Source organism: Stenotrophomonas sp. GW821-FHT02D01, assembly GCF_059421765.1.
Window position 1 is genome coordinate 72394 of sequence record NZ_JBWKVP010000013.1, and the last position, 24416, is coordinate 96809.

Here is a 24416-nt window from a genome sequence, read left to right on the forward strand (position 1 = left end):
ACGGCCGGCCACACAGGGTGGCCGGCCGCGGCGGGTGGATCAGAAGCGGTAGTCGAAGCCCAGCGTGAAGTAGCGGCCACGCAGGTCGTACTGGCTGAAGTCGTACGGCGCGCGGATACCCGGGAACGAGGCATCGTACGGCGGCGTCTTGTCACCCAGGTTCTGCACCTTGGCGTACACGGTCAGGTTGTCGATGCCGGTGTAGCCCAGGTAGAGATCGAACTGGTTGTAGGCGTCGACGCGGCTCTGCACCGCAGCTGCAGCGGTGCTGGCCTTCTGGTCGTAGCCACTGGTGTAGTACCACGTCACCGCGGCGGTGTAGTCGCTGTACTTCCAGTCCAGGGTGGTGGTGGCCTTGTTCTTCGGCAGGGTGGCGCCGAGATTGCTGCCGGCATAGTCCACCAGCGGGCCGCCGACCACGGTCGGGCGCCGGTAGTCGCGTACGTGGGTGTAGGCCGAGGTCACGGTGAAGTCACCGAAGGCGGTGGTCGGGATGCGCTGCCTCAGCTCGACGTCGATGCCCGAGGTCTTCAGCTCGCTCAGGTTCTGGTAGCGGTTGTAGACCGCCTGCAGCTTGCCACGCTCATCGCGCTGCACGGCACCGGCGACGTTGTCGTTGACCAGGGTCTGGGTGTTGTTGGTACCGACCAGGTTGTCCAGCTGGATACGGTAGTAGTCGATGCTCAGGTTGGTGTTCGCCCACGGCGACAGCACCACGCCGAAGTTCACGCTCTTGGTGCGCTCCGGCTTCAGGTCGCTGTTGCCGACGGTGAAGAAGGTCGGGCTCTGCCGCGAGCCCGGCACGTCCGGATCACGCGGGTCGACCACGCTGCCGTAGGCGATGCTGGTGCTGTTGGAGTTCTCCGACAGCGACGGCGCACGGAAGCCCTTCGACGCCGAGGCACGCACCAGCAGGAAATCCAGCGGCTGCCAGCGCAGGCCGAGCTTGGGCGAGAACGCGTCGCCGAAATCATCGTAATGATCGGCGCGGGCGGCGGCGGACAGTTCCAGGTTCGAGGCCAGCGGCACGTTGACCTCAGCGTAGGCGGCGCTGACCTTGCGCTCGCCATGCACTTCGGCGATTGCCGGGCGCACCTGCAGGCCGGCATCGATCTGCCACGGGTTGTTCGAATCAAGCTTCTCGCGGCGCCATTCGGCACCGGCGGCGAACCCGATGTCGCCGGCCCAGGTGTGGCCGAGACTGCCGGAGATCTTCGCATCGATGCCCTGCAGCACCGACTCGGCCGGACGCAGGGTGGCGATGTTGATCGAATCGCGCACCGACTGCGGCGTCGCGGCCGGGTTCAGCAGGTTGTAGCTGCCGGTGGCCAGTGCATTGGCCAGTGCCCAGCGGTTGGCGAAGCCGCCGGAGACGGTTTCGCGCTCGCTGCTGCGCGCGCCGAACGCGGCCACTTCCCAGTCCCACTTCTCGGTGTTGCCACGCAGCCCGAACACACCGCGATAGGCGGTGGACCGGTTGGTCTTGATGGTGCCGCCGAGGTCGAAGAAGGTGTATTCGATCGGGATCGCGCGGCCGTACGGGTTGTACGGGTTGCTGGCCGGCAGGTTGGACGACACCGGCTCGGCCAGGCCGGTCTGCGCGTTCAGTGCGAAGCGACCGCTTTCCAGGGTGAAGAACGGGCTGCTGCCGAACCAGGCAGCACTCTTGATCTGGCTGTACAGCACTTCGCCGAACGCTTCGACGTTGTCGCCGAGGCGGAACGTGCCGTTGGCGTAGGCCTGGTAGCGCTTGGTGGAGGGAATCAGGGTGGTGTACGGGGCCTGGTTGAAGCCGCAGGTATCACCGGCCAGGCCGTCGATCGGCGCGCTGGCCACGCGGGTGGTGCCGGTGGGGCAGTTGCCGTTGGCATCGAGCATCGGCACGGAGGTGCCATTGACCAGATAGCGTGCACCCTTGGCCGACCAGCCGTTCCAGCGGCCGCCGGGCTGGTCGCTGTAGATGCCGCTCTTGGTCAGGTTGCGCTCGTCCTGGTCCAGTCGCTCGCGGTTGTAGCCCTGCAGGCTGAAGAGGATGTTGTAGCCGTCCTTGTCGATGTCGCCCAGGCCACCAACGAACTTCAGGTTCTGCTCGTGCAGGCCGCCCTGGTCGGCGCCGCCGAAGCTGCCGCCGATCTCGGCGCCTTCGAAATTCTGCCGGGTGATGATGTTGACCACGCCGGCCACCGCATCGCTGCCATACACCGCCGATGCACCGTCCTTGAGCACTTCGATGCGTTCGACCGCCACCAGCGGCAGCGCGTTGAGATCGACGAAGGTGTCCGACAGGCCGCCGGCCGGGAAGCCGTAGTTGGCCAGGCGGCGGCCGTTGAGCAGCACCAGCGTGTTCTTCTGCGAAAGACCGCGCAGGCCGATGCCGGCCGAGCCGGACGCCCAACCGTTGTTGGTGGTCTCGTTGCTGGCGTTGCCGGTGTTGGCCGAGATCGAACGCAGCACATCGGCCACGGTGGCCTTGCCGGTCTGTTCCAGCTGCTGGCGGCCGATCACCTGCACCGGGTTGGAGGCTTCGGTATCGGCGCGTTTGATGTTGGAACCGGTGACGCGCACGGCAGCCAGGGTGCTGGCTTCGCCGCTGGCGTCGGCGGGGGTTTCGGCGGCGGCAGACAAAGGCGCGGCCAGAGCGACGGCCAGGGCCGCCACGAGCAGGGTGTGCTGGGGCATGACGATGTGGGGGAGGTAGTGGAAGGACGAGGTAAGTTCCGCAGTAATCCATGCCTGGCCGGGGTGCGGCCAATAACATCTCTTCATACGGATATAAGAGAAACTATCATCTCTTCATCCGGATGGAAAGAATTTCTTCACGGGAAGGCAACGCAAAGCCGGGCTGATCGGCCGCCCGCGGCGTACAATCGCGCCATGGAAATCTTCAAAGTCTTCATGCTCGAGGCGGCGCACCGCCTCCCCAACGTGCCGCCGGGGCACAAGTGCGCGCGCCTGCACGGCCACTCCTTCCGGGTGGAACTGAAAGTCGAGGGCGAGCCGGGCGCGCAGACCGGCTGGATCATGGATTTCGGTGACGTGAAGGCGGCTTTCCAGCCGATCTACGACCGCCTGGACCACCATTACCTCAATGACATCCCCGGCCTGGAGAACCCGACCAGCGAAAACCTGGCCGTGTGGATCTGGAACGAGCTCAAGCCCACCCTGCCGGCATTGAGCGAGATCACCGTGCACGAAACCTGCACCTCGGGCTGCCGTTACCGCGGCCCCGCCGCCTGATCAACCCATTGATCTGAAAGGCCTCAAGGCGCCAGAGATGGCGCCTTCGTGATTTTTGTTGCATTGCCGCATGATCGGCGTATGCTGCATTGCATCAATACAAATGCACGGCGGATGCGACTGGCAGGCAACAGCCACCGGCGCGACGCCCACGCTCATTGCATGGGTCCCTCCCCCCATGCAATCCGGACCCGGCAGATCCCTCCCTCTGCCGGGTCTTTTTTTGCCTGGCGTCTGGATTCCAGAGCGCTCCTTCGTCCGGGTCTCTGCGAGCTGGAGGGCCCCGCCGGGGCAGGTAGAGGTCTGGGCAAATGTCCCCCGGCGCCGGCCATTGGCCGTCACCTGCTCCTTTACTTTGCCCAGACCCCTACCCGCCCCGACGAGGCTCGGCTTGCGGCACCAGGCGCGCAGATGCAGCGCTCGCGACGGCCCTTCAATGAGACGCCGACGAGCTCCGGACGCAGGGCGGAGGCCCTTGCGTGCGAAGTAAAGGGGGAGGTGACGGCCAAGGGCCGGCACCGGAGGACATTCGCACGCAAGGGCCTCCGCCCTGCGCCGCGCAGATGTGCCGCGCAGAATGGATCGGCCACGCAAGGAACGCTCAACGCCCGCGATTGCCGTGCCAGTGCTGGTACCACGCCTGGAACATCAACACGTTCCACAGGTGCGTATGCCATTTGCGCTCGCCGCGCAGGAACGCCTCCCAGATCGCGCGCACGCGCACCGCATCGAAGCAGCCCTGGTTGCGCAGCAGTTGTGGGTCGAGCAGCGCTTCCGCCCAGTCACGCAGTGGGCCGGCCAGCCAGCGTGCCATCGGTGGGCCGAAACCGCGCTTGGGGCGATAGACCAGCGGCGCGGGCAGGTAGCGCGCCAGCAGATGCTTGAGGATCCGCTTGTGCTCACCGTCGTGGTACTTCAAGTGCTGCGGCAGGCGCCAGGCCAGGCGTATGACCTCCATGTCCAGCAACGGCGAGCGCGTCTCCACGCCGGCCGCCATGCCGGCACGGTCGACCTTGGCAAGGATCCCCTCGGCCAGGTCCATGCGGAAATCCAGCAGCTGGATGCGCGCTTCCGCCGGCAGTGCGGTGTCCTGCTGCTGGAAGATCGTCGCCGGCTCGCGCGCCCCCAGTACCACTTGGGTCGGCTGCCGCCAGCGGGTGACGCGCTGCAGGTAATGCCCCTCCACGTCGTTGGCGGCCACCTCGGCCACCAGTGCGCGCCAACCGCCAAGCCGACCACGCTCGACGTTCAAGCGGCTGCTGCCACGCCGCGCAAGATCACGTACCCAGTCCGGCAGCCCACCGCACAGGCGCGCATTGCGCAGCGCGCGGCCATAGCTGGGGTGGCCGAAGAACAGCTCATCGCCGCCGTCGCCGGTCAACGCCACCGGCTTGCGCGCGCCGAGCAGCTCGCTGGCCAGCAGGGTGGGCAGCTGCGAGGCATCGGCGAACGGTTCGCACCAGACCTGAGGCAAGCGCTGCAGCAGATCCAGGCCCTGCCTGCTGTCCATCCTGTGCAGGTGGTGATGCACGCCCAGGTGCCGGGCCACCTGCGAGGCCCAGTCGCTCTCGTCGTGACCGGGGTCGTCGAAACCCACCGTCCATGCTTCCACCGGCAACGCCGACCGCGCCTGCATCATCGCCACCACCAGCGACGAATCGGTGCCACCGGACAGGAATGCACCGCAGGCCACGGGTGAATGCATGCGCGTGGCGATCGCCTGCTGCAGCACCACCTCTAACTGGTCGGTGGCCTGCTCCAGGCTGGGCGCCGGCTGCAACGGCTGCTGCAGCGCGGATTGCATCGCATCGCGCGCGCACCAGTAGCGCTGGCCGCCCTGCGTGGCCTGCGTTGATCCGCCGGCGGCATGATCGTTGAGATCCACGCGCAGCATCGCCCCGGCCACCAGCTTGTGGATGCCGCGATAGATGGTGTGCGGCGCCGGCACATAGTCATGGCGCAGCAGCAGGCTCAATGCATCCTGGTCGATGCTGGGAGCGAATCCGGCAGAGGCCTGCAGCGCCTTCAACTCCGAAGCGAACAGGAACTGGCCATGGTACCAGCCGTAATACAGCGGCCGTTCGCCGACCGGGTCGCGCGCCAGCCAGAGCTCGTGCGCGTGGCGGTCCCATACGCTGAACGCAAATGCCCCTTCGATGCGCGACAGCGCACGCTGCACGCCCCACTCGACGATGGCCTGCAGCAACAGGCGTGCATCGGTGCAGCTGCGTGGCAGGTCGCGCAGCTGCGACTGCAGGGCCGCGCGGTTGTAGATGCGGCCATCCAGGCACAGCACGTAGCGCCCGCAGCTGGAGCTGAGCGGCTGCAACGGCATGTCGGTCGGCGCACGGCAATGACCGAGGGCCAGCCCTGCGTCGGCATCGGTCCAGTACCCGATGCGACCGCGGCCGCGCTGCTGCAGCGCCCGCAGCATCGGCGCCAGCTGCTGCAGCAGCTGCTCATCGTCGGCAGGCGGCAGCCAGGCCCCGACCACGCCGCTCATCGCTGGCCTCCATGGCAAGGGCATTCAAGGAAAAGCGCGGGACAGGAGGCGGACGGCATGAGGGCGGCACGCGGATGGGGAGAGCTGCCATGCTCGGCCCCGCCGAGCGCCACGTCAGTCGTAGCGCTGTCAGCGACCGTCACCGCAGGCGCGGCTTGCGTAACGTTTTGTAACAACGCGATTGCTACCGTGCAGCCAAGTCGTTGCCCGGCCTGAGGCCCGGCCCGTGCGCCAGCAACCCCGGCTGAATGGCGCCCGCTCCCTCGACCCGAGCGGCCCGACAGCTGGGATAGCATCGCCGCGCTCGTGCCACGGCGGTACGGAAGCACCCCGGAGGCCTTGTAGATGCTGGATATCGTACTGGTTGAAGACGACGCTCGGCTGGGCACGATGGTCAGCGACTACCTGAAACGCCACGGTTACCAGGTCGCCCACGAACGCTGCGGCCAGCGCGCGATCGCCCGGATCCTCAGCGAGAAGCCGGCGCTGGTCCTGCTCGACATCGGCCTGCCGGGCCAGGATGGTTTCGAAGTGTGTCGGCAGATCCGGCCCCACTATGACGGGATCATCTGCGTGCTGAGCGCCCGTACCGACAACATCGACCAGGTGTTGGGGCTGGAACTGGGCGCCGACGATTACATCGGCAAGCCGATCGAACCGCGGGTGCTGCTGGCGCGGCTGCGCGCCCACCTGCGCCGCCACCGCCGGGTCGAGCCACGCGATGGCGCCCTGCGTTTCGGTGAACTGAGCATCGACCCGTCCACACGCAACGTGCACCTGCAGGGCCGCCTGCTGGAGCTGACCACCGCCGAGTTCGACCTGTTGTTCCTGCTGGCCGGCAACGCGGGCCAGATCCTCGACCGCGATGCGCTGCTGCGTGGCCTGCGCGGCATCGCCTTCGATGGCCTGGATCGGTCGATCGACGCACGCATCTCGCGCCTGCGGCGCAAGCTCGGCGACAACCCGGAGCAGCCCGAGCGGATCAAGACCGTGCGCGGCCGTGGTTACCTGTTCAGCCGATCAGCATGGGGATGAAGCATCCGTCGTCGGCCATGCGTGGCCATGCCTTCCACTTCCTGCGCTACGGCATCGGTTTCCTCACCGCCCATCTGCTGCTGATCGTGCTCGGGCTCTGGGCCTGGGATGCGCTGCTGGAAGACCGCACCGAGGCCAGCCTGCAGGCGGAAATGCGCGGCCCGCACGCCATGCTGCAACATCGCTTCGCCGAAACGCCGCCGGCGCAGTGGCCAGCCCTGGCGCAACAGTTGGACAGCGATTTCGCCTATCCGCTGCAGCTGATGCCGTTGACCGAGGCTGCCGCGATACTGCCGGCGAAACAGCGCAAGGGCTTGCTCAACGGACACGTGCAGATCGAGCTGGACAGCATGCGCAGCCTGCAGCGCGTCGGCAACAGCAGCAGTGCGCTGATCCTGGGGCCGCTGGACCAGGCCCTGCCCGAAGAAGGCTGGCAGGACAGCGAAGCCTCCGGCGTGGCCATCATCCTGCTGATCCTGATGGTGGCGGTGGCATTGCCGATGTACGTGATGGTCTATCGGCTGTGGCGCGATGTCTCGCAGCTGGCACAGACCGCACGACGGATGCGCGATGGCCAGCTCGACAGCCGGGCGCCGCGCGCCGGTACCGCGCTGGTGCGGCCTTTGGCCAAGGCGTTCAACCACATGGCCGAGCAGCTGCAGCTGCTGCTGGACAGCCAGCGGGTGCTGGCCCAGGCGGTGGCGCACGAAGTACGCACACCGCTGGCACGCATGCGCTTCGGCCTGGCCGACCTGGAAGACACCGGACTGGACGACGCCCAGCGCGATGCGCTGTCCGGCCTGCGCATCGACATCGACCGGTTGCAGCACCTGACCGATGCGGGTGTCGAGTATGCCGCGCTCGGCCGCTGCCATCAGGTCACCCGCCAGCGCCTGCAACTGGCCGCGCTGGTACGCGGTGTGGTCGAGCAGTTCGCACCACTGACGATACCGGTGCAGCAGGACCTGTCACCGGCAGGGCTGGTCAACGTCAACCGGCACATGCTGGAACTGGCGCTGCGCAACCTGCTGGGCAACGCGCTGCGCTATGCGCGCCGGCAGATCCGCATCGTCAGCACGCTCAACGAGGGATGGCTGTGCCTGCAGGTGGAGGACGACGGCCCCGGCATCGCCGTCGAACTGCGCAGCCAGGTGCTGCAGCCGTACGTGCGGCTGGACCTGGCCAGCCCGGGCTTCGGGCTGGGCCTGGCGCTGGTGCAGGTGGTGGCGGACAAGCATCGCGGCCACGTGGAAGTGGCCGATTCGGTTCTCGGCGGTGCCTGCATCCGGCTGCTGCTGCCGATGGAAAGCGGTGTTCCGCCACCGGCAGACAACGGCTAGTTCGCCTCGGCATCGGCACGCGGCAAGGCGAACACGAACAGCGCGCCCTGTTCGCTGTCGCGCAGTTCGATACGGCGGCCATGCAACTGCACGATGCGCTGCACGATCAGCAGGCCGAGCCCGCCGTTTTCGCCACGCCGCGCGCCCAGTGCCGCCGGCGCCTGGAACAGTTGCCCACGCAGTGCTGGCGCCACCCCAGGGCCATCGTCCTGTACCGCCACCTGCACACTGTCGGGTAGCGCGGACAGCTGCACCTGCACGCGGCCACCGTCCGGCGCATGTCGCAGCGCGTTGTCGAGCAGGTTGGTCAGCACGCGCTCCACAAGACCCAGGTCGGCGCGCACCAGCGGCAGGCCCGGCGGGAAATCAGCGTGGAGGTGCTGCCCACGTGCCTGCGCGGCAAGCTCGAACTTCTGCAGTACGTCCTGCAGCAGTTCCGGCAGCGCGAACACTTCCCACTCCAGCCGCACTTCACCGTGTTCCAGCCGCGCCAGTTCGAACAACGCCCGGGCCAGACGGCCGACCTTGGCGCTCTGCGCCAGCGCGATACCGAGATAGCGGCGACGCTCCTGCGGCGACAGCGAGGCTTCTTTCAGCGCCAGCGTTTCCAGGTAACCGTGCAGCGAGGACAACGGCGTGCGCAGGTCGTGCGAGATGTTGGCCACCAGTTCGCGGCGCTGCAGATCCTGCTGCCGCAGCTGCTGCCACTGCTCGCCCAGCCGTTGCGCCATCTGCGAATGGGCATGTTCGAGGATCTTCAGTTCATCGCGCTCGCCCGCGCGCAGCGGTACCGGCGCTGGCAGTGGCGTCGGTGCGTCGATGTCGAAGGCCTGTATGCGCCGGGTGACCTGGCGCAGTGGCCGGGTCACCCAGTAGAAGGCCACCAGGCCGGCAAGCAGGCCCAGCCCGCCGATCAGCAGCACCGACCACAGCGTGGTGTGCCATTGGCTGCCGGCGGCCAGATCGTCGGCCAGCATCTGCCGGTGTTCGCCCACCAGCACCACGTATACGTAACCCGCCTGCCGCCCCTGCACCACCAGCGGCGCGACACTGAACACCTTGCGGCCATCGGCACTGCGGGGATCGTCACCGAGGATCGGCAGCGGTGCACCGGACAGCAGGCGCCGCAGCGGTGCCACGTCCACCCGGCTGCGCACCAGGTGGCCGCTGGGCGCATCGTGGCCGAGGATGCGACCCTGCTCATCCAGCAGGTACACCTCGACACTGGGGTTGACCGCCATCAGCTGGCCGAACAATGCGCGCACCGCCGCATCGCGCATGCCGCTGGTGTCCATCAGCTCGCTGCGCTGGGCGATGTGCTCGGCCAACCCAAGCGACAGGCGCTGCACCACTTCCTGCTCATGCCGGGTATTGGTACGCATCTGCCAGGCCAGCAGCGCCATGCAGCACGTCAGCATCAGCGCCGACATCACCAGCGCCAGTTTCTGCCACAGGTTCGGCTTGATCATGTGGCCGCCCCGGCCGGGTCGACCAGCTTGTAGCCGCGCCCCCATACGGTCAGCAGACGCCGCGGGTTGCCCGGGTCGGTCTCGATCTTGCTGCGCAGGCGGTTGATGTGGGTGTTGACCGTGTGCTCGTAACCGTCGTGCTGGTAGCCCCAGACCTGGTTGAGCAGTTCCATCCGCGCAAACACCTGGTCCGGGTGGCGGGCAAAGAACAGCAGCAGTTCGAACTCACGCGGGGTCAGTTCCAGTGCATTGCCATCGACGGCGGCAGTACGCGCGACCGGGTCCAGCCGCAGCCCCCCGAGTTCGATCGCCCCGGCATCGATGCGCGCGTTCTGTGCCATGGCTTCGGCGCGGCGCAGCAGCGCACGCACGCGCGCCACCAGTTCCGGCATCGAGAACGGCTTGGCCAGGTAGTCGTCCGCGCCCAGTTCCAGGCCGACGATGCGCTGGGTTTCGCTGCCGCGTGCGCTGATGATGATGATCGGCACGTAGCGCGCCATCGCGCGTGCGCGCTGGCAGACCTGCAGGCCGTCCACGCCCGGCAGCATCACGTCCAGTACCAGTGCATCCCACGGACCTTCCTGTTCGATCAGGCGCAGGCCGGCATCGCCGCTGGCGGCGTGTGCGACTTCATAGCCCTCATCACCCAGGTGCATGCGCAGCAGGTCGGCGATGTGGGCATCGTCTTCAACGATCAGGACACGTTTGGCGGACATCGGCAGCTTCGGGCCAGTGGGGAGGCTGCCCGCATTGTGGCGCGGGAGCGGCGTGGATACCTCACGAAAAATTGAATCCTGCGTGAGGATTCGTTGACTGGAGGGGGCGCAGCATGGCCCCGTCGCCCCTTCCCGGAGTCCACCATGTCCCTCACCCGCCGCCATCTGCTGGGCCTGGGCGGTGCTGTCACCGCCGCCGGCCTGCTGGGCCTGGGCGCGTGCAGCCGCGCGGCCCCGGCCGCTGCCGAGGCACGGCCTGCGCGACAGTTCGAGGTGGTCCGCAGCGATGCCGAGTGGCGCCGGCTGCTGAGCCCGGCGCAGTACGCCGTGCTGCGCCAGCAGGCCACCGAGCGCCCCTGGAGCAGCCCGCTGAACAAGGAACATCGGCAGGGCACGTTCGCCTGTGCCGGCTGTGCGTTGCCGCTGTTCTCTTCGTCCACCAAGTTCGAAAGCCACACCGGCTGGCCCAGCTTCTGGGCGCCGCTGCACAACGCCATCGGCGAGGACCGTGACACCACCTTCGGCATGTTGCGGGTGGAAGCACATTGCCGCCGTTGTGGCGGCCACCTCGGCCACGTGTTCAACGACGGCCCGCGGCCGACCGGACTGCGCTACTGCATGAACGGCGCCGCGATGGCGTTCATGCCCGGGACTGCGCAACAGGACGCCGCCGGCGACTGGCGCGTGCCGGTCGGTTCTTCCCCTGCTTCTGGAGCCTGATGATGCTGCTGTTGCTGCTTGCCTATCTCGGCGGCGTGCTGACCCTCCTCAGCCCCTGCATCCTGCCGGTGCTGCCGTTCGTGTTCGCACGCGCCGATCGTCCTTTCGTGCGCAGCACCCTGCCGCTGCTGGTGGGCATGGCACTGACCTTCACCGTGGTTGCCAGCCTGGCGGCGGTCGGCAGCCAGTGGGTGGCGCAGGCCAACCAGATCGGCCGCTGGGTGGCACTGGTGCTGATGGCCGTGTTCGCCATCGCGCTGCTGTGGCCGACCCTGGCCGACCATCTGCTGGCGCCGTTCCAGCGCATCGGTGCGCGCCTGAGCGCGCGTGCCGACGCCGCGGATGCAGCCGGCCGTGGCGGCGCCTGGACCTCCCTGCTGATCGGCATCGCCACCGGCCTGCTGTGGGCGCCCTGCGCCGGCCCGATTCTCGGCCTGGTGCTGACCGGCGCCGCCCTGAACGGCGCCAGTGTCGGCACCAGTTCGCTGTTGCTGGCTTACGCGCTGGGCGCAATCACCGCGCTGGCGCTGGCGGTGTGGGTGGGCGGTCGTGTGTTCCGCGCGCTGCAGGCCCGGCTCGGCCTGGGCAATGTGGTGCGCCGGATGCTCGGCGTGGCAGCGTTGCTGGCAGTGGTGGCGATCGGCCTGGGTTGGGACACCGGCCTGCTGACCCGCCTGTCCGCGGTCAGCACCGCACGCATCGAACAGGGCCTGCTGGATGCCGTGCCCGATGCGCAGCCGGCAGCACCGCCGATGATGATGATGGCAGCCGGCCAGGCAGGCACGCCGCTGCCGGTGGAAGGAACGCTGCCCACGCTGGACGGCGCCACCGGGTGGCTCAACAGCCCGCCGCTGAGCCGCGAGCAGCTGCATGGCAAGGTCGTGCTGATCGACTTCTGGACCTATTCCTGCATCAACTGCCTGCGTGCGATGCCGTTCGTGCACGAATGGGCGCAGCGCTACCGCGACCATGGTCTGGTGGTGATCGGCGTGCACACCCCGGAATTCGCGTTCGAGCGCGACCCGCGCAACGTGATGAAGGCCGTGCAGCAGCTGAAGGTCGAGTACCCGGTCGCGCTCGACAACCAGTATGCGATCTGGCGCGCGTTCAACAACCGCTACTGGCCGGCGCACTACTTCGTCGATGCGCAGGGCAACATCCGCGGGCATCAGTTCGGCGAGGGCAACTACGCGCACTCCGAACAGGTGATCCGCCGCCTGCTGGTGGAAGCCGGGCAGACCGAGCTGCCGCCGCCTGCTGATCCGGCCGCGGCTGACCTGCAGGGCGTGGCCACGCAGGCCGACATGGGCAACCTGCGCTCGCCGGAAACCTACCTGGGCCACGCACGTGCCGAGCAGTTCGCCTCGCCGGGCGGGCAGCGCGCCGACGCGGCATTCGGCTACACGCTGCCGTCCATCCTGGCGCTGAACCAGTGGGGCCTGTCCGGACAGTGGCGGGTCAACGATGAGGCTGCACAACTGCAGCAGGCCGGCGGCCGCATCGCGTTCCAGTTCCACGCCCGCGACCTGCATCTGGTGCTGGCACCGGGCGAGGACGGCAAGCCGGTGCGCTTCCGCGTGCTGCTCGATGGCAAGCCATTGCCCGCGGCCGATGCCGGCGCCGACGTGGCCGCCGATGGCACCGGCACCGTCAACGAGCACCGCCTGTACCAGCTGATCCGCCAGCGCGGCACGATTGGTCCGCATCGTTTCGAGATCGAATTCCTCGACGCAGGCGTGCAGGCCTACGCCTTCACCTTCGGTTGAACCGGGAGCACACGATGAAACTCTCCTTCGAACAGGGCATTGCCGCCGGCGTCGCCGGCCTGGTCGCCACCGCGCTGGTCGCGGGTGTGCTGCTGGTGGACCACAGCGCGATCGCCGCCCCGGCCGAGCCCACGGCACAGCTGCAGGCACTGCCTGCGCCCAGCGGTGATGCAGCCTTCCGCGATGACGCCAGCCACGCCAGCGTGGTCTTCGCCGGCGGTTGTTTCTGGGGCGTGCAGGGCGTGTTCCAGCACGTCAAAGGGGTGAGCAACGCGGTGTCCGGTTACATCGGAGGCAGTGCCGCCGATGCCCGCTATGAGCGCGTCAGCGGTGGCCGCACCGGCCACGCCGAAGCGGTGAAGGTGGACTACGACCCGCGCCAGGTCAGCTATGGACAGTTGATGCAGGTGTTCTTCTCGGTGGTGCACGACCCGACCCAGCTCAACCGCCAAGGGCCCGATCACGGCAGCCAGTACCGCTCGGCGATCTACGTCGAAGACGCGCGCCAGCAGGCAGCAAGCCGTGCGTACATCGGTCAGCTCGGTCAGGCGGGGAGCTACCGCGCGCCGATCGTGACCCAGGTGAGCAGCGGCCAGCGCTTCTACCCGGCTGAGAGTTACCACCAGAACTACATGAGCAACTACCCGCAGGCCGCGTACATCCGCTACTACGACGCACCCAAGCTGACCGCGCTGGGCAAGCAGTTCCCGGCGTTGTACCGCCGCGATCCCGCGTTGGTGCCGATGCGGTGACACCCCGGGTAGTGCCGGCCGCTGGCCGGCAACCGCCCCCGTCCTCAGCCAGGGATTTCCGGCCAGCGGCCGGCACCACCAAGGCATGAAAAAAGACGCACGGCCACAGGGCCGTGCGCTTGGGAAGTATCGACCCGGCCCCGATCAGGCCCGGCCGACAACGACATGCTAGGCTCGTCAGCATCATGGGTACAGAGCCAGATGCAGGCCGGGTCGATGGATACAGAAGACACCACCACGATGAATCCTCCCCGCTACCAGCGGCTGTCGGACGAGCTGGCTGAAGCCATCCACGGCGGGCGCCTGCCGGTCGGCAGCCGGTTGCCGTCGCTGCGGCAGATGGCATCGCAGCGCCAGCTCAGCCTGAATACCGTGATCGCGGCCTACCGTCAGCTGGAAGACGCCGGTCTGGTCATTCCGCGGCCGAAGGCGGGCTTCGAAGTGGCGCCCCGACTGTCGGTTCCGCAGCGCTCGCTGCGTGATGCGCCGTCCGCGCCCACCGCCCCGCTGCAGCAGGTGCTGATGGCGCGGGTACTGGAAGCGCAGCGGCGCCCCGGCGTGATCGACCTCGCCTTTGCCGGCCCGCGTGGGCGCCAGTTCTACCCGGGTGCGCAGCTGGCCCGGCACACCGCGCAGGTACTGCGCCATGGCCAGCAGACCGTGGAAACCTACGCCCGCCCCAATGGTTCGCCACGCTTGCTGGCGCAGATCGTGCGGCGTGGCCCGCGGATGGGCCTGCATACCCACCCCGAACGCCTGCTGCTGACCCATGGTGCGATGGAAGCACTGCAACTGGCGCTGCGCGCGGTCACCCAGCCCGGCGATGCGGTCGGCATCGAAGCACCCTCGTACTTCAACCTGTATCCCCTGCTGACCACGCTGGGCCTGCAGCCGATCGAACTGCCCACCCATCCGCAGCGCGGCCTGGACGTGGATGCGCTGGAAGCGCTGCTGCAGCACACGCCTCTTGCGGCGCTGGTGGTGATGCCGACCGTGCACAACCCGCTGGGCTGCACGATGCCGATCGCCGACAAGCAGCGCTTGGCCGAACTGGTCAATGCACGCGAGTTGCCGCTGATCGAAGACGCGGTGTATGCGGAACTGCAGTTCAGCGAGCCACCGGCGCCCTTGCTGAAAGCGTTCGACCGCAACGGTTGGGTGATGGTGGTCGGTGGCTTTTCGAAGACACTGGCACCGGACTACCGCATCGGCTGGCTCGATGGCGGCCGCTTCGCCGAACGCATCGCGCTGCTCAAATTCCAGTCCACTGGCGGCGAACCGCAGCTGCTCGGTGATGCGGTGGCGGCCTACCTGGAAGCCGGCAGCTACGAGCACCACCTGCATCGCATGCGCCGGTTGTACCGCGAACAGGTCGGTCGCCTGCGGCAGCTGGTGGCCGAACATTTCCCGGCCGGCACCTGCGCCACCGAGCCGCAGGGAGGGTTCCTGCTGTGGCTGGAGTTGCCTGGCGTGGACACCCGGGAGCTGTTCGAGCGCGCGCTGGCAGAGGACATCGTGTTCATGCCGGGCCAGGTCTATTCGCGTGGCGCGCGCTACCGGCATTGCCTGCGGTTGTCGTGCTGCCAGACCCTGGACGCGCGCTTCATCGCTGCGGTGGAACGGTTGGGTGCGATCGCACGGGAGCTGGTGGCGGCAACACGGTAGTGCCGGCCAGCGGCCGGCGACCTCGAGGTAGTGAGTGCGTGCAGTTGCCGGCCAGCGGCCGGCACTACCCGTGGTCGTCGTGCAGGTGCGCGCTCAACGCTTCACCATCGGCGCCCGGCAGATACGGCATCCGGCCCCAGCAGGGCATCGGCAGGCGCTGCTGCAAGGTCGCGAAATTCTCATCCTGGCGCTGCATCGAAGGATCGATGTGGTTGCCGATCCAGCCCAGGCACTCCACGCCACTGGCCTGCAGCGAGTGTGCGGTCAACCGCGCGTGGTTGACGCAGCCCAGGCGCATGCCGACCACCAGCACCACCGGCAGCCGCAGCGCACGTACCAGGTCAAGCTGGTCCAGCTGCGCCGACAACGGCGCCAGCCAGCCGCCCACGCCTTCGACCACCACCACGTCGGCCTGTGCGCGCAGGCGTTCGAAGGCCGCCACGATCGGGGCCAGTTCGATGCGAACGCCATCTTCTGCGGCCGCCAGTTCGGGCGCCAACGGCTGGCGCAATGCGTAGGGGTTCAGATCGGCGTAGTCAGGCACCGGCAGGCTGGCGGCCTGCAATGCCAGCGCGTCGTCGTTGCGCAGCCCCTGCCCCGCGTCATGGCTGCCGCTGGCCACCGGCTTCATGCCCACCGCGCGCAGGCCGCGCCGGCGCAGCGCGTGCAGCAGCGCGGTACTGGTGGCGGTCTTGCCGATCTCGGTATCGGTACCGGTGACGAACAGGGCCGTCGGCAACGTGGCAGGGAGGGACATCACAGGCTCCAGCAGGGCAACAGAGCCCCCATTATCGCTGGCCCGGCACGCTTGCTAGACTGCGGCCATGTTCGCCAACGCCTCGCTCACCGGCAGCAAGCCGGAACAATACGCCCAGCTGCTGGAACAGGCCCGTGGCCTGGTCTACGGCGAGTCCGACCGCATCGCCAATGCGGCCAACCTCGCTGCACTGGTCTACCACGCCCTGCCCGACCTGAACTGGGTGGGCTTCTACCTGTACGACGGCAAGGAACTTGTGGTCGGTCCGTTCCAGGGCCTGCCGGCCTGCGTGCGCATTCCGCTGGACAAGGGCGTGTGCGGTGCGGCCGCCAGCCAGCGCGTCACCCAGCGGATCGAAGACGTGGACGCCTTCCCCGGCCATATCGCCTGCGATGCCGCATCGCGCTCGGAACTGGTGGTGCCGTTGCTCCGCGGTGAGGAGCTGATCGGCGTGTTCGATATCGACAGCCCGGTCGTCGGCCGCTTCGATGCCGAGGACCAGGCCGGCCTGGAAGCCATCGCCGAGGTGTTCGTCGGGGCGTTGGCGTGAGCGCGGTCAAGCTGCGCAACATCGGCCCGAAGAGTGCGGCATGGCTGCGCCAGGTAGGCCTGCGCAGCCGCGAGGACCTGGTCGCGATCGGTGCAGTCGGTGCCTTCGTCAAGGTCAAGCGTGCCGGCTTCAAGCCCAGCCTCAACCTGCTGTATTCGCTGGAAGGTGCGCTGCTGGACTGCCACTGGCAGGAACTGAGCGAACCGCAGCGCACAGCGCTGGTGCAGGACTACGAAGCACGTATCGCAGTGCATCCGTTGAAGGCGGCAGGCCCAGCATCGGGCCCGGTGCATGAGCAGCGCTTCGACGCCGAGGATGATGGCGAAGAAAGCACGGCCGAAAGCGCCGGCGAGGATTGACTGTTTGGTAGTGCCGGCCGCTGGCCGGCAAGCTCAGGAACGTTGCGAAGATCGTGCAGTTGCCGGCCAGCGGCCGGCACTACCGTCCGATCAGGGCTGCTGCAGCTCCAGCAGCTCGCCCACCAGCCCCGCTTCACCGCGCTCGACCCACACGCGCAGGCGCGTGCCGTGGTCGATGCGCAGCGCCCAGCACAGCGACATCGGCAGACCACACACCTGCGACAGCACCATGCGCAGCGGGCCGCCGTGGCTGACCACGACCGTCGGCGGAGGGTCGTCGTCATCCAGCAGTCGATCCAGCGCGCGTGCGATGCGCCGTTCGAAGTGGCCCCAGCTCTCGCCATGCGGCGGCGGGAATGCGTGCGGATCTGCGTGGAACGCGGCCAACGCCTCTTCCGGCAGGTCGAACAACGATTGGCCGTCCCAGTCGCCGAAATCCAGCTCTTCCCACTCCTCGTCCGCCTCCACGTCCAGCGCGCGCGGTGTGGCCAATGCCATCGCCGTATGCAACGAGCGCAGGCGCGGCGAACTGATCACCCGTTCCCACGATTGTCCGGCATAGGCATCGACCAGCTCCTGCGGCAGGCGGGCCAGCTGCGGCGGATCGCTGCGGCCATCGAGGAACTCATCACGACCGTTGCCGGCATGGCGGACCAGGTCGAGGATCATGCGCGTGCCCAGTCAGGGCGGCGCGGGAACAGCGGAAAACAGACGGACATCGGCAACGGCACCACGATAATTCGAACTGCATTCTAGGCGCTGGCGCAGGTCTGCTGCACCGTGCAGGTGCATCCGCGCCTGCTCAGTCGTGCAGGTTCGACGCTACGGGCCGGCCGCGATGCCGTAGACTGCGCGCACTTCCAGGTGACCTGCGGCCCTGCCGGCAGGTTGAAACGGGAAGCCGGTGACGCGTGACAACACGCCATGCCGGCGCTGCCCCCGCAACGGTAAGCACGTCAGTTCCAGGCAACCCGCCACTGTGCCGCAGGCATGGGAAGGCGCCTGGACGGTGGCCTCGGGCCACCCGGCGGCGAGCCCGGAGACCGGCCCGGAAGCCTCAGGTCGCGATGCGGTGGGCATGGCGCTGGTTGTCCGCGGCGATGGCCGCGGCATCGGCGCGTGCCTGCCTGTCGTGACTCCTCCCCTTCGCTGCGCGGGCGTGCGCGGCACCTGGAGTCCCCCGATGAAACTGCAGTCCCGAATGCTGTCCCTGGCCGTGCTGGCCGCGCTTCCTGCATTGGCCCTGGCCGAAGATGGCGCCGCCGACCTCGACCAGGTGCTGGTCACCGCTACCCGTACTCCGATCGCCCTGCAGGACAGCATTGCGCCTGCGCAGGTGATCGACCGCGCGCAGATCGAATCCAGCCAGGCCACCTCCCTGCAGGAACTGCTGCAGGGCCGCGCCGGCATCAACCTGACCAACGCCGGTGGCCTGGGCAAGCAGAGCTCGCTGTTCCTGCGTGGCACCAATTCCTCGCACACCGTGGTGCTGGTCGATGGCGTGCGCATCAACAGCGCCGACCTTGGCCTGGCGATGTACCAGGATCTGCCGCTGGCACAGATCGAGCGCGTGGAAATCGTGCGCGGCCCGCAGTCCAGCCTGTACGGTGCCGACGCCATCGGCGGTGTGATCCAGATTTTCACCCGCCGCAACCAAGGCGATTTCGCTCCGCACTTCCAGCTGGGCGGCGGCAGCAATGGCCTGCGTGAAGCCAGCGGCGGCATCGGTGGCGGCACCGAACGCGGCTGGTTCGGCGCCGACATCGCCTACCAGCATTCGGATGGCATCGATGCCTGCCGCGGTTCGGCTACGCTGTTCACCGGCTGCTTTGCCGATGAACCCGACCGCGATGGCTACCGCAACCTGTCCAAGAGCCTGCGCGGTGGTTACAACCTGAGCGACCAGTGGACCGTGGAAGGCAGCGCCCTGCGTGCCGACGGCAAGAACCACTACGACGGCTACTACAACTACTCCGATACCCGCCAGCAGGTGCTGGCCGGCAAGGTGCGCTACACCCCGTCCGAGCAGTTGACGCTGACCGCCAACGTCGGCCGCAGCGACAACGAGTCCGACAACTTCGGTGATTTCGGTGCACGCGGCAGCGCACAGACGCACCGCGACAGCGCTTCGCTGCAGGCCGACATCGGTATTGCCGAAGGCCAGCTGCTCAGCGCCGGCGTGGACTGGAGCGAGGACAACCTGGATGGCAGCAGCGCCGGTTACCTGGTCGACAGCCGCCGCAACACCGGCGTATTCCTGCAGTACCAGGCGCGCTTCGGCCGTCACCAGCTGCAGGCCAGCGCACGCAATGATGACAACCAGCAGTTCGGCAACCACGCCACCGGCAGCCTCGGCTGGGCGATGGAGCTGGGCCACGGCCTGCGCGTCAACGCCAGCTATGGCACCGCGTTCAAGGCACCGACCTTCAGCGACCTGTATGACCCGTGGAGCGGCGTGCCGACGCTGGACCCGGAGAAGTCCAAGAGTGCCAACCTCGGTATCTCGCAGCAGGGCCAGGGCTGGCGCTGGGGCCTGGACGTGTACGAAACCCGCATCGATGACCTGATCACCTACGACGCGGCCACCTTCCGCATGCAGCAGGTCGAAAAGGCACGCATCCGCGGTGCCGAACTGACCGGCGGCGCCACCGTGGCCGGCTTCGACATCAACGCGCAGCTGAGCTTCACCGACCCGCGCAACCGCACCAACGGCAGCGCGCAGTTCGACAACTGGCTGGCACGCCGTGCGCAGCAGACCGCGCGCCTGGACATCGACCGCCGTTTCGGTGATTTCCGCACCGGCCTGACCGTGCAGGGCGCGGGCAAGCGCTACGACGATGCCGCCAACGCGGTGAAGGTCGGCGGCTACGGCACGCTGGATCTGCGCGCCGAATACGCGCTGACCCCGGCATGGTCGGTGCTGGCGCGGGTGGCCAATGTGTTCGACCGCGAGTACGAAACCGTGGCGTGGTTCAACCAGCCAGGCCGCGAGTATCAGCTGAGCGTGCGTTACCAGCCGAAGTGACCGCAACGGTCACGGTGGTGCCGGCCGCTGGCCGGCAACATCATGACCTTCGGCAGCGCGTCACGGGGTGCCGGCCAACGGCCGGCACTACCGTTGCGTCAGCCCTGCAGCCCCGGCAGCTCACGCAGGTCGTCAATCACCGCTACCGCGTGCGCGTTTTCCAGGTCCAGTCCTCGCGGATAGCCGTAGCGCACCAGCGCGATCGGCATGCCGGCGTCCTCGGCAGCACGATAGTCGGTGAGCGAATCGCCAACCATCAGGCACGCATCGACGGGCACTTCGAAGTGCGCGGCGATATGCCGCAACGGCTCACCACTGGGCTTGCGCTGCGGCAGCGAATCACCACCCAGCACCAGCGCAAAGGCATCGGCGATACCCAGGTGCTGCAGCAACGGCGGCACCAGCGCGGCCGGCTTGTTGGTGCAGATGGCCAGCGGCACCTTCAACGCACGCAACTGCGCCAGCGCGTCCACTACGCCAGCGAACAGCTGGGGGCTGCGCAGCAGGCATTCGCGGTAATGGACCATGAAGGTCGGCATCACCGCTGCCAGATCGATCTGACGCCCGGCGGCCTGCACGGCCTGTTCGACCAGCCGGCGCACGCCGTCGCCGATCCAGCCCAGCACGGTGGCTTCGGGTACGCGCGCCAGGCCGATGTCTTCCAGCGTGCGGTTCAGTGCTTCGGCGATATCGGCGGCGCTGTCGACCAGCGTGCCATCGAGGTCGAACACGACCAGCGGATAGGGATACGACAAGGGACGGCTCACTCGTGCAACGTGGGGCCGTCCATTGTACGCCCGCGTCTTCAGCCGATCCGGCGTGCGCGGGTGGCCAGGAAGGTCGGCAGGTAACGGTCGATCAGGAAGCGCGGCTGCGGCTGCCAGTCTTCCATGAAGCGGTCGATGACGAACCCGGCATCCAGCTGCCCGGCGATCAGATCCCCCAGGCTGTGGCCGAATGTCAGCGCTTCGCCACGGGTCAGCTTGGCCTCGCGCGCGGCGGGCTCCAGGTCTTCCAGGTCGGAATAGGGAATCGCGTACTGCGGGCGGATCAGGCCCTGCTCGCTCAGCTGTGCATCACGCGCGGCAACGAACACCACCGGATTGTAGAAGCTGGCCATCAGCAGGCCATCGCGTGCCAGCACCCGGCGGCACTCGGCCCACACCGGACGCACGTCGGGCACGTACAGGTTCGAGATGGGATGGAACACCACGTCGAAGCTGTCGTTGGCAAAGGCCTGCAGATCACGCATGTCACCCTGCACGGTGCGCAGCGACAGACCGTCGCGGTCGGCGACGGCGCGGTCCTGCGCCAGCTGCCCGTCGGAAAGATCGAACACGGTCACCTCAGCGCCCGCCGCGGCAAGCACGGGTGCCTGTTGGCCACCGGCCGAAGCCAGGCACAGGATGCGCCTGCCACGCACATCGCCCAGCCAATCCAGCGGCAACGCACGCGGCGTCAGGTGTACCTGCCAGCGTCCTTCGCGTGCGGCGGCAATCGTTTCGGCATCCACCGGTCGCGACCACTCGCGCACCTCGCTGGCCTGGCGGTCCCAGGCAGCACGGTTGTGGTCGATCAACGCCTGTCCATGGTTCATGTGTTCTCCTTGCCCGAAGGGCGCCAGTCCAGATCCTGGAAGGCCGGGCTGGCGAAGCACTCGGCGAGGAAATCCAGGAATCGCCGCATGATAACGGGCTGTTGCCGGCGCGAGGCGTACACGGCATGAATGCCCAGCTCGTCCAGGCTGTACTCGGGCAGCAGTTCGATCAGTTCGCCACTGCGCAGCAACGGTGCGACCTGGTAGGTCGGCAACATGGCGATGCCGGCATTGGCGCGCACCGCCTCCAGCAACAGCGATGCTTCATTGGCACTGATGTTGCCGCCCACCGCCACCGACAACGAGCGTCCTTCGCGATGCAGCTGCCACAGGCTTTTGCCGACGTAGTGATGGGTCAGGCAGTTGTGCGCGGCGAGATGTTCGGGTGCGGTCGGCGTGCCACGCGCCTGCAGGTAGGCCGGCGTCGCGCACAGCACCGAACGGCAGATCGCCAAGCGACGTGCGATCAGGCTGGGGTCGATCTGCCGCGCGATGCGCACCGCCAGGTCGACGCGCTCCTCCACCAGGTTGACCATGCGGTCGACCAGCAGCAGTTCGATGCGTGCGGCCGGATGGCGCTGCACGAAGGCGGCCACCGCACGCGCCAGATGGCTCTGCCCGAACGACACGCTGGCGGTGATGCGCAGCGTGCCGTGCGGCTCGGGATCGTCGCTGGCCAGCTCGCCCTGCAGTTCCTCGCCTATCACCAGCATCTGCCGGAAACGCGCCAGCGCGGCTTCACCGGCCCCGGTCAGGCTCACCCGCCGCGTGGTCCGGTGCAGCAGCCGCGCGCCCAGCCAGCCCTCCACCTCGGCCAGGTAGCGGCTGACCATCGCCCGCGACATGTCCAGCACCTCGGCGGCGGCGGTCAGGCTGCCGCGCTCGGCAACTTCGACGAACACGGTCATGGCGGTCAATCGGTCCATCTGCTCGATCCATGCAACAAACAAGCGCGTTATACGCTGTTTTTCGAGCGACTGCAGCGGCCTACAGTGGCCCCATTCCCAGCCACCACCCCCACGGAGTCCTGCCATGAAGATCGCCCTCGTCGGTGCCACCGGCAACATCGGCCGCCAGATCGCCCGCCACGCGCTGGCCAACGGCCATCAACTGACCGTCATCGTGCGCAGCGCGCAGGACCTGCCGGCCGAGCTGGCCGGCGCCCATCCGGTCATCGCCTCGCTGGATGACCAGGACGCCCTGGTCGCCGCCATCACCGGCCACGATGTGCTGGCCAGCGCCTACGGCCCGCGCCCGGGCGACGACATCGGTCGCGTCGGCGAGGTTGCCGCACAACTGGCCAGCGCCGCCCGCAAGGCCAACGTGCCGCGCCTGGTCGTGGTCGGCGGCGCCGGCAGCCTGGAAGTCGCCCCCGGCGTGCAACTGGTCGACACCCCCACCTTCCCGGAGGCCTACAAGCCCTACGCGCTTGCCCACCGTGAAGCGTTCAACCGCCTGCAGGCGGTGGATGACCTGGACTGGACCTTCTTCTCGCCGGCGGCCGAAATCGGCCCGGGTGAAGAGCGTGGGCAGTACCGCGTGCAGCCCAAGGCGTTCCTCGCCGATGCCAACGGCCACAGCCGCATCAGCTACGCCGACTACGGCGCCGCGTTCGTCGCCGAACTGGAAGCGCGCAAGTACCCGAAGCAGATCATCACGGCGGCGTACTGATCACGCACTCGCCGGCCTGATCGCCCGCCGGGCATGGCCCGGCGCTACCCACCTGTAAAGCCGAAGGCAACGGCAGGAGCCGTTGCCAACGTCGCTTGCGACGGCCCGTAGGGGGCCGGGCAAGGACGCCCGGCATAGCCAACGCTCGGCTCGACACCCCAAGGACACCTCCCATGCGTACTGCTGCCCTGCTGCTTCCTCTCGCGCTGGCTGCCAGCTTCACCAGCGCCCCGCTGCTGGCCGCACCGGCCGCGCCTGCACCCGCCAGCGCTGCCAAATCCCAGCTGCGCCTGCAGACCTTCCATCCCGGCCCGCAGGCAATGTTCTCGGTGTCCTCGGTGCTGATCGAAGGGCGCAACGACGCGATCCTGGTCAACGCGCAGTTTGCTGCCGGCGATGCACGCCGGCTGGTCGAGCAGATCCGCGCCAGCGGCAAGCGGCTGACCACCATCTACATCAGCCATGGCGATCCGGACTATTACTTCGGCCTGGCCACCGTGCAGGATGCGTTCCCGCAGGCGCGCATCGTCGCCACCGCGCAGACCGTGGCGCACATCCGTGAATCCCAGGCCGGCAAGCTGGCGTACTGGGGGCCGAAGATGGGTGCCGACGCTCCCGCACGCATCGTGGTGCCCGCAGTACTGGAAGGCGATGCACTGCAGTTGGAAGGCCAGCGCCTGCCGTTGATCGGTCTGGATGGCCCGACGCCGGACCGCAGCGTGCTGTGGGTGCCGTCGCTGCGCGCGATCGTCGGTGGCATTCCGGTGGTGGCCGGCGAGCATGTGTGGATGGCCGATACGCAGACGCCGCAGTCGCATGCCGATTGGCTGCGCACGCTGCAGCAGCTGCAGGCGCTGAAGCCGAAGGTGGTGGTGCCCGGTCATTACGCGGAGGGGGCGGCACTGGATGCCAGTGCGTTGCGCTTCACCGCGGATTACATCCGTGCCTTCGATGTTGAAACCGCCAAGGCCAAGGACAGCGCTACGTTGGTGAAGGCGATGCAGGCGCGCTATCCGCAGTCGGCGGGCGTGGCGTCGCTGGAGTTGAGTGCGAAGGTGGCCAAGGGCGAGATGCAGTGGCCGTAAGGTAGGGGGTTCTTTTGCAGGGCTGTGCCCTGCACCCGACGAATCGACGGCAACGGCAACAGCAAAAGCGGGCATTCCGGGGGATGGCGGGATGGGTCCGGTTGCGGGGGACGCTGCAAGTACGTCCATGTAAGCTCGGTCGCCGCATCCATGCGGCTCACGCCCCCGC

The 24416-nt window shown here is 67.9% G+C and carries 21 protein-coding genes and 1 riboswitch; of the genes, 12 read left to right on the plus strand and 9 right to left on the minus strand.

Features of this window, described 5'->3' with window-relative positions; genetic code table 11:
* Positions 1–39: 39 nt before the first annotated feature.
* Positions 40–2679: a TonB-dependent receptor plug domain-containing protein gene (locus AC07UW_RS18785; RefSeq protein WP_495212645.1), complete on the minus strand. Its 2640-nt coding sequence runs from the start codon at positions 2677–2679 to the stop codon at positions 40–42.
* 195 nt (positions 2680–2874) lie between these two features.
* Here AC07UW_RS18785 and queD point away from each other — a divergent pair, with 195 nt between their 5' ends.
* Positions 2875–3237 carry a 6-carboxytetrahydropterin synthase QueD gene (queD, locus tag AC07UW_RS18790; protein ID WP_025878441.1) on the plus strand — a complete coding sequence of 121 codons (363 nt, stop codon included), beginning with the start codon at positions 2875–2877 and terminating at the stop codon, positions 3235–3237.
* 601 nt (positions 3238–3838) lie between these two features.
* Here queD and asnB read toward each other — a convergent pair.
* Positions 3839–5740 (minus strand): asparagine synthase (glutamine-hydrolyzing), encoded by a 1902-nt coding sequence (gene asnB / locus AC07UW_RS18795; RefSeq protein WP_495212646.1) that lies wholly within the window; start codon positions 5738–5740, stop codon positions 3839–3841.
* A 345-nt stretch (positions 5741–6085) separates the two neighbouring features.
* Between asnB and AC07UW_RS18800 the strand changes: the two genes are divergently transcribed.
* A complete protein-coding gene (locus AC07UW_RS18800) occupies positions 6086–6775 on the plus strand; it encodes a winged helix-turn-helix domain-containing protein (RefSeq protein WP_025878439.1) in 690 nt (229 codons plus the stop codon).
* Positions 6772–8115: an ATP-binding protein gene (locus AC07UW_RS18805; RefSeq protein WP_248151632.1), complete on the plus strand. Its 1344-nt coding sequence runs from the start codon at positions 6772–6774 to the stop codon at positions 8113–8115. The genes AC07UW_RS18800 and AC07UW_RS18805 overlap by 4 nt, the downstream gene beginning before the upstream one ends.
* Here the strand turns inward: AC07UW_RS18805 and AC07UW_RS18810 are convergent.
* Together AC07UW_RS18810 and AC07UW_RS18815 are read right to left on the minus strand one after the other, a co-directional pair.
* Positions 8112–9584 (minus strand): sensor histidine kinase, encoded by a 1473-nt coding sequence (locus AC07UW_RS18810; RefSeq protein ID WP_495212647.1) that lies wholly within the window; start codon positions 9582–9584, stop codon positions 8112–8114. The two genes, AC07UW_RS18805 and AC07UW_RS18810, sit on opposite strands and share 4 nt — an antisense overlap.
* Positions 9581–10300 carry a response regulator transcription factor gene (locus AC07UW_RS18815; protein WP_032976390.1) on the minus strand — a complete coding sequence of 240 codons (720 nt, stop codon included), beginning with the start codon at positions 10298–10300 and terminating at the stop codon, positions 9581–9583. The genes AC07UW_RS18810 and AC07UW_RS18815 overlap by 4 nt, the downstream gene beginning before the upstream one ends.
* A 144-nt stretch (positions 10301–10444) precedes the next feature.
* On the opposite strand from AC07UW_RS18815, the gene msrB reads away from it, so the two are divergent.
* The 4 genes from msrB (at position 10445) to AC07UW_RS18835 (ending at position 15203) form a co-directional block, all read left to right on the plus strand.
* Positions 10445–11020, plus strand: a complete 576-nt coding sequence (gene msrB, locus AC07UW_RS18820) for a peptide-methionine (R)-S-oxide reductase MsrB (RefSeq protein WP_099782705.1) — start codon at positions 10445–10447, stop codon at positions 11018–11020.
* A gap of 2 nt (positions 11021–11022) precedes the next feature.
* Positions 11023–12786, plus strand: coding sequence for a cytochrome c biogenesis protein DipZ (locus AC07UW_RS18825; RefSeq protein ID WP_495212648.1), 1764 nt, complete (start codon positions 11023–11025; stop codon positions 12784–12786).
* 14 nt (positions 12787–12800) lie between these two features.
* A complete protein-coding gene (gene msrA / locus AC07UW_RS18830) occupies positions 12801–13538 on the plus strand; it encodes a peptide-methionine (S)-S-oxide reductase MsrA (RefSeq protein WP_088101640.1) in 738 nt (245 codons plus the stop codon).
* Between the two features lie 240 nt (positions 13539–13778).
* Positions 13779–15203 (plus strand): aminotransferase-like domain-containing protein, encoded by a 1425-nt coding sequence (locus AC07UW_RS18835; protein WP_425507082.1) that lies wholly within the window; start codon positions 13779–13781, stop codon positions 15201–15203.
* Between the two features lie 64 nt (positions 15204–15267).
* Here the strand turns inward: AC07UW_RS18835 and bioD are convergent, their stop codons facing one another.
* Positions 15268–15960, minus strand: a complete 693-nt coding sequence (gene bioD, locus AC07UW_RS18840) for a dethiobiotin synthase (protein ID WP_495212649.1) — start codon at positions 15958–15960, stop codon at positions 15268–15270.
* Between the two features lie 67 nt (positions 15961–16027).
* Here bioD and AC07UW_RS18845 point away from each other — a divergent pair, with 67 nt between their 5' ends.
* Entirely contained in the window at positions 16028–16510 is a 483-nt protein-coding gene (locus AC07UW_RS18845) for a GAF domain-containing protein (RefSeq protein ID WP_313251187.1), read from the plus strand.
* The gene (locus AC07UW_RS18850; protein WP_478034666.1) at positions 16507–16869 is read left to right on the plus strand and encodes a TfoX/Sxy family protein; all 363 of its coding nucleotides are present in this window, start codon (positions 16507–16509) and stop codon (positions 16867–16869) included. Before AC07UW_RS18845 ends, AC07UW_RS18850 begins: the two co-directional genes overlap by 4 nt.
* A 90-nt stretch (positions 16870–16959) precedes the next feature.
* On the opposite strand, the gene AC07UW_RS18855 is transcribed toward AC07UW_RS18850, so the two are convergent.
* Complete coding sequence (locus AC07UW_RS18855; RefSeq protein WP_117309440.1) at positions 16960–17538, minus strand: histidine phosphatase family protein; 579 nt, start codon at positions 17536–17538, stop codon at positions 16960–16962.
* A 176-nt stretch (positions 17539–17714) separates the two neighbouring features.
* A riboswitch (cobalamin riboswitch) is annotated at positions 17715–17935 on the plus strand.
* A gap of 117 nt (positions 17936–18052) precedes the next feature.
* Here AC07UW_RS18855 and btuB point away from each other — a divergent pair.
* Positions 18053–19894 carry a TonB-dependent vitamin B12 receptor gene (btuB, locus tag AC07UW_RS18860; RefSeq protein WP_495212650.1) on the plus strand — a complete coding sequence of 614 codons (1842 nt, stop codon included), beginning with the start codon at positions 18053–18055 and terminating at the stop codon, positions 19892–19894.
* A gap of 98 nt (positions 19895–19992) precedes the next feature.
* On the opposite strand, the gene gph is transcribed toward btuB, so the two are convergent.
* Genes gph through AC07UW_RS18875 form a run of 3 tightly spaced genes read right to left on the minus strand, consistent with a single transcriptional unit; the run spans position 19993 to position 22417 of the window.
* The gene (gene gph / locus AC07UW_RS18865; protein WP_312111300.1) at positions 19993–20649 is read right to left on the minus strand and encodes a phosphoglycolate phosphatase; all 657 of its coding nucleotides are present in this window, start codon (positions 20647–20649) and stop codon (positions 19993–19995) included.
* 50 nt (positions 20650–20699) lie between these two features.
* Complete coding sequence (locus tag AC07UW_RS18870; protein WP_223494134.1) at positions 20700–21491, minus strand: class I SAM-dependent methyltransferase; 792 nt, start codon at positions 21489–21491, stop codon at positions 20700–20702.
* Positions 21488–22417: a LysR family transcriptional regulator gene (locus AC07UW_RS18875; RefSeq protein ID WP_495212651.1), complete on the minus strand. Its 930-nt coding sequence runs from the start codon at positions 22415–22417 to the stop codon at positions 21488–21490. Before AC07UW_RS18875 ends, AC07UW_RS18870 begins: the two co-directional genes overlap by 4 nt.
* 106 nt (positions 22418–22523) lie before the next feature.
* Here AC07UW_RS18875 and AC07UW_RS18880 point away from each other — a divergent pair, with 106 nt between their 5' ends.
* Both AC07UW_RS18880 and AC07UW_RS18885 read left to right on the plus strand, forming a co-directional pair.
* Positions 22524–23162, plus strand: coding sequence for an NAD(P)-dependent oxidoreductase (locus AC07UW_RS18880; protein WP_223494132.1), 639 nt, complete (start codon positions 22524–22526; stop codon positions 23160–23162).
* A gap of 173 nt (positions 23163–23335) precedes the next feature.
* Entirely contained in the window at positions 23336–24247 is a 912-nt protein-coding gene (locus AC07UW_RS18885; protein ID WP_495212652.1) for an MBL fold metallo-hydrolase, read from the plus strand.
* Positions 24248–24416: the final 169 nt, after the last annotated feature.